This is a genomic window from uncultured Campylobacter sp. (assembly GCF_938031315.1).
Taxonomy (GTDB): Bacteria; Campylobacterota; Campylobacteria; order Campylobacterales; family Campylobacteraceae; genus Campylobacter_B.
The window spans coordinates 1-4,678 of sequence record NZ_CALHHT010000059.1; the positions used below are offsets into that span (position 1 = coordinate 1).

Below are 4,678 nucleotides of genomic sequence, written 5' to 3' on the forward strand. Positions count from 1 at the left end.
GATTTAAACAGGTTTTTCATTGAAAGTCCTTTGGGATTGAGATATTCGTATTGCTAAATAAAACGTTTATTAGCATTGAGAGCTTTCGCATACCTATCCTGCGTCCGTGCTAGAGAAGGGATATGCCGCTTATACGCTATTACGCTACCTCGCAATACGGTAAGATTATATTTGTAGCGGGCTTAAAGGGAGATAAATTTAATGGATCTATTGGAATTTTAATATCCAGCGCTTTTGCGATGTCGTATTCAAAAATCCTATCAATCGCAAATACCGCATATCAAAGCATTAGCGATAAAATTTACTAACAAACTCGCATGGCTAGAATTTTAAAAAGTTAAATTTAGGCTCAAGATAGGTTAAAAATTTTCAAAGGAGTTTTTAGCCTATCTTGAGCCAAATTTATACCTGATAAACAAATACCAAAGCAGCGCGCAAGCCAAAATCGCAAATATTGCTACAAAAACGGCGATTCTTAGCGCGCCCGCCAAAGGCAAAACCTGCCAAAAATCAAAGCCGCCGCCCACCAATCAAGCAAGAAAACCACCCGCTAAGCGAGCAAATATCTCGCCGCCCTGTGAAATTTAAATTTATACCTTTGCTCCGCATTCATCGGTCTTAAGTCCCTTAAATTTTTTAACAAAATTCATATTAGAGAATTTAGCGTCTCTCTATATCTCTACCGCCCAAATAATATTCTTCCAGCGGATAATTTATATTGCCGCAGTTATCAAATTTAAACCCTTTTCCAATACCGACTACGGCATTTTTTCTCTCTTTATAGTATTTCTTCACGATAATAAAATTTCCTCTCTCTCTCGTATCGCACAGATACTCCGAATGGTTAAATTGCATATAATTGCCGTTAAATATAGCAAATTTATCAAGAAACAAAGTACCTGTGACTTCTTTCTCGCCACCGTCAACCATAACTATCGGTCTATCAAATCCAACGCTCGTATCTTTCAAATTTATTTTTAAATATTTCTTCGGATCGGTTTTTTTAGCTTTTAACTCTTTCATCAGTATCTCCTCGGTCGTTTTTCCCTCTTGGTAATATTTTTCCAATACTTCAAAACAATTCGATAAGTTTATATTTTCTAGTTCGTAGTATGCAACCTCATATCTACTGGACCAAAGACTACCGAAGGTTTTCAACCTATAAGCATCGATCATTTGGTATAATTTTACATTATTATCTAAATATGCCCCTGCTACTTTTTTATACAGCTCCTCTTTGGGCAAAATTCTGTTTTCTTTGAGGCAATAGCCCTGCTTGTATTTGTTATAGTCGGAAAGAGAAACGACGGCGAAGCCTCGTGAAGTGGAGTAATCGGGAATTATACGGATAAATGCGGCGCAGAGTATTATTATAAGAAGTAGCGCTCCAGCTAGCACTTTAAATTTAATAGACCTGTAGAATTTCATATCAGTCCTTTTCTATCCATCTATTCGTTAGAGGCTAATTCTTTCGGACCAGGAGGAGTTTTCTTTCCCCACAAATAATAACTCAATATATCGGCGCCGTAATTACCCTCTAATTCTAATCTCAAATCAGTTTCTTTTTTGCCCATCTCTTATCCTTTTTCGGTAAATTCGTTAAGATAAAATTTCAACCAATCTTATCCACCGTGAATCCACATATCCAGTTCCTGTTCCGCCGGAGCTTTGATATCAAAATTTATATTTCCGCAATTATCGTATGAGAATTTACGTCTATAATGTTTCATATGAGTATAAGCCAAGACTTTGTTAAAGTTTTCTAAACTCTCATATCCGCTTTTTATTGCCATTAAATTTTTAATAACATTATATTCAATGTAAAAACTTATATCATCGACATCAACATAATTCACAAAAAATTGATTTTCTTTTATTAAAAATGATTTTTCTAAAAACATTTTTCCGTTATGAAATGGATTTTTCTCTTCCGATAAGATAATAGGCTGTCTAAAGCCCAAAATTTCATCCTTATATACAAAATATTTTGATAGATCGGAGATATCTATTTGCGTCTTGTCTTTTATCTCATAATCAAAACTCTTCCTGTCGGTATTTTCAACCAAAAAATCAAACCAGTTTTCTTCATTGAAATCGCCGATTAGATAGAGCTTGGAGATGCGCGCCGTATAAAAACTATGGCCGAAATTTTTTATATCGTGCTCATCGATAATGGTATTTCGCAGAACCTCATAGTCGTGATATCTTTTAAAATAATTTATAGCGGCATTTCGAAGTAACTCTTCGTTGCTCAGAATTCTATTCTCTTTTAGACAATATCCCTTTTGATATTTGTAATAGCTAAAAATAGTAACTACGCAGGAGCCTTGCGAAGTGGAATAATCCGGCACGATGCGGATAAACAGGGCGCAGAAAAGTAGCGCCACGGCTAGGATTTTAAATTTAAGTTTGCGAAATTTCATAACGATCCTTTAAATGACGCCAGCGAAGCAAACGCACACCTCGCCGCTCCGTAAAATTTATACCTTTGCTCCGCGTTCATCGTCCTGAGCTTTTTAAATTTGAGATAAATTTACGCGATGCTCAAAGTTTTCTGCCTAGCGCCAAAACCTCTTTGCGTCGCTAAATTTCATATCTCGCGCTAGCCAATTTTAAATCGCCGAAACATTTAAATTTTTGGTTCTTGCAGCGCTTAAATTTTACTCGGCGCGGCGCCAAAAATTTCAGATAAGCTCTAAAGCCGCGCCTTAGTTTTACGCCCGCAAAATTTAACCGCACCGCAAAAAGTCGGTCTGCCGTATAAAATTTAGCGGCACGCCGAAAGGGGAGCCCGTCTCATAAAGCGGTGCTGCATAAAATTTAACCGCACCACAAAAAGCTACTTCGCTGCGCAAAATTTAACCGCGAGCGCCAAAGCTCGTTACTTCTTCGGTTTGCTTAGCTCGTAGCCGAAGCGGATCTTTTTGCTCTCGCCCGGCTTTAGCTCGAAGTCCCAGCTAAGTAGCCCGTCCTTGCCGAGGCTGCTCTGCTCGGGCGAGTTTTTCAGCGCGACCTTTACGTCCTCATGCGTCGAAACGGGCGCTCGCTCTTGCAAAACCACGTTCCACGCGCGCTTGGAGCTATTTTTGATCTCGTAATCCCAAGCCATGGAATTTTTACTTTCGCCGCCGAAAAATGAGTTTTTCGTGAAGTTGTTCGCCTGCTCTTTTTTAACTTCGATCAGGCTGTTTTTACCCAGATATGCCGTAGCCTCGGAGTTTGCGGCAAAGCCTAGATGCACGAGCCCGATCTGCACGCCGTCGAGCTTTATTAGCGTTTCGCTCTCCTCGATGCTTCTTTCGGGGATAAATTTAGCCCGCACGTAGGCTGCCTCGCTGCCGTAGCCATCGATGAGCAGATCAAATTTCGCATCCAGGCTCTGTTTATCGAAGCTAAACTCGCCCGTCTCGCCCGCTTTTAGACTTACGCCGCTAATTTTCCACGCCTTTGAGAGCGAGTTTTCGATATTCGAGCCCGTCCTTGCATACGACGATCTCGCCTCCGCCGCAGGCGCCCTCTGCATATCCGCCACCTCTAGCATCACGTCCTTTTTATACTCCGCTACGGGCTCAGGCTCCATAGGCTCGCCCTCATACCACGGGTAAAACGGCTGCGGCGCGGTCTGCGAGGAGTATTCGTAAGGATACAGCGCGATCGTTAAATTTGCTAGTTCCGCGTTTAGCGGGTTTTGCACCGAGATCTTTTGCGTAACCTCGATTTTGCCGCTTGCAAGATCTGCCGAGAGCTCGTTGTGCGTATAGGCGCTCACGTCAACTGGGTAACTTATTTTTACAAAGCTCGGATCGCAGCCAAAGTTCACGTTTAAGCGGCGCTCGTTTTTGATCACATATTTTGAAATTTTCTCTTTGAGCTTTCCGATTTGCTCGTCAGCCTTTGAAATTTCACCCGCTACGAGCAAGACCTCGTCGTAAATTTTTTGCGAATCCGCCTTTAGGCTCGCCAGGCTTCTATCTTTTAAGCTCGCAAAATCGCTTAAAAAACGCTGCTGCGCCTTAAGCGCGACCAGGCGGTCGCTTAGCTCGCGCAAGCTCTTTTCGTCCGCCTCTTTTTTGGCGAATTCCGCGTTTTTCACGGGCTCGCTCTCCTCCAAAGACAATTCGCGCACTTCGCAAGAGCCCACAATCTCGATGCTGCGGATATCCAAGTACTCCGGCACGTTCACGCTGAAGTTTGATTTTTGCGCGCCGAAGTTTTGATGCAAGAAGGCGGAGTTCGCGTAGATCTCAAGGCTGTTTTCCTGCGCGCTTAAATTTACGGCAAGCGCTGCAGCTGCGCTTAAAAGAACTATTTTTTTCATTTTCGCTCCTTAAAAATTTTACGTAATTGTAACGATAAATTTTGATTTTTATGCTTAAAATTCGGAGCGAATTTTAAAATTCCGGCCCCGCCGCCCGCTTTGAAATTTTAAAATTTCGCCGCCGTAAAAACTCCGCCGCGGACGTTAAAATTTTACCGCTGCTAGCGCTATATAAGCTTTGTTGCTCGCGAAGCCAAACTGATAAATTTTAAAATTTTGCGCAGCAAAATTTCTGACTATCTTTCGCGGAGACTTCGCAAGCGTCTTAACGCCTGCTCGTATTGCTCCGCTCAGGTGCAGGGAGTGCTTGCACTCCCGCTCGCAAGGATGAGCTTAGCTCGTCCGCGAATTTAAACCGAT

General features: G+C 42.0%; 4 protein-coding genes. All 4 read right to left on the reverse strand.

What is annotated here, in order from left to right; translation table 11 throughout:
• Positions 1 to 660: 660 nt before the first annotated feature.
• Positions 661 to 1,428 (reverse strand): hypothetical protein, encoded by a 768-nt coding sequence (locus Q0236_RS01735; protein ID WP_297914309.1) that lies wholly within the window; start codon positions 1,426 to 1,428, stop codon positions 661 to 663.
• Between the two features lie 20 nt (positions 1,429 to 1,448).
• Positions 1,449 to 1,574, reverse strand: coding sequence for a hypothetical protein (locus Q0236_RS01740; RefSeq protein ID WP_297914311.1), 126 nt, complete (start codon positions 1,572 to 1,574; stop codon positions 1,449 to 1,451).
• A 48-nt stretch (positions 1,575 to 1,622) separates the two neighbouring features.
• Positions 1,623 to 2,423, reverse strand: coding sequence for a hypothetical protein (locus Q0236_RS01745; RefSeq protein WP_297914313.1), 801 nt, complete (start codon positions 2,421 to 2,423; stop codon positions 1,623 to 1,625).
• A 458-nt stretch (positions 2,424 to 2,881) separates the two neighbouring features.
• Entirely contained in the window at positions 2,882 to 4,318 is a 1,437-nt protein-coding gene (locus tag Q0236_RS01750; protein WP_297914315.1) for a DUF4139 domain-containing protein, read from the reverse strand.
• Positions 4,319 to 4,678: the final 360 nt, after the last annotated feature.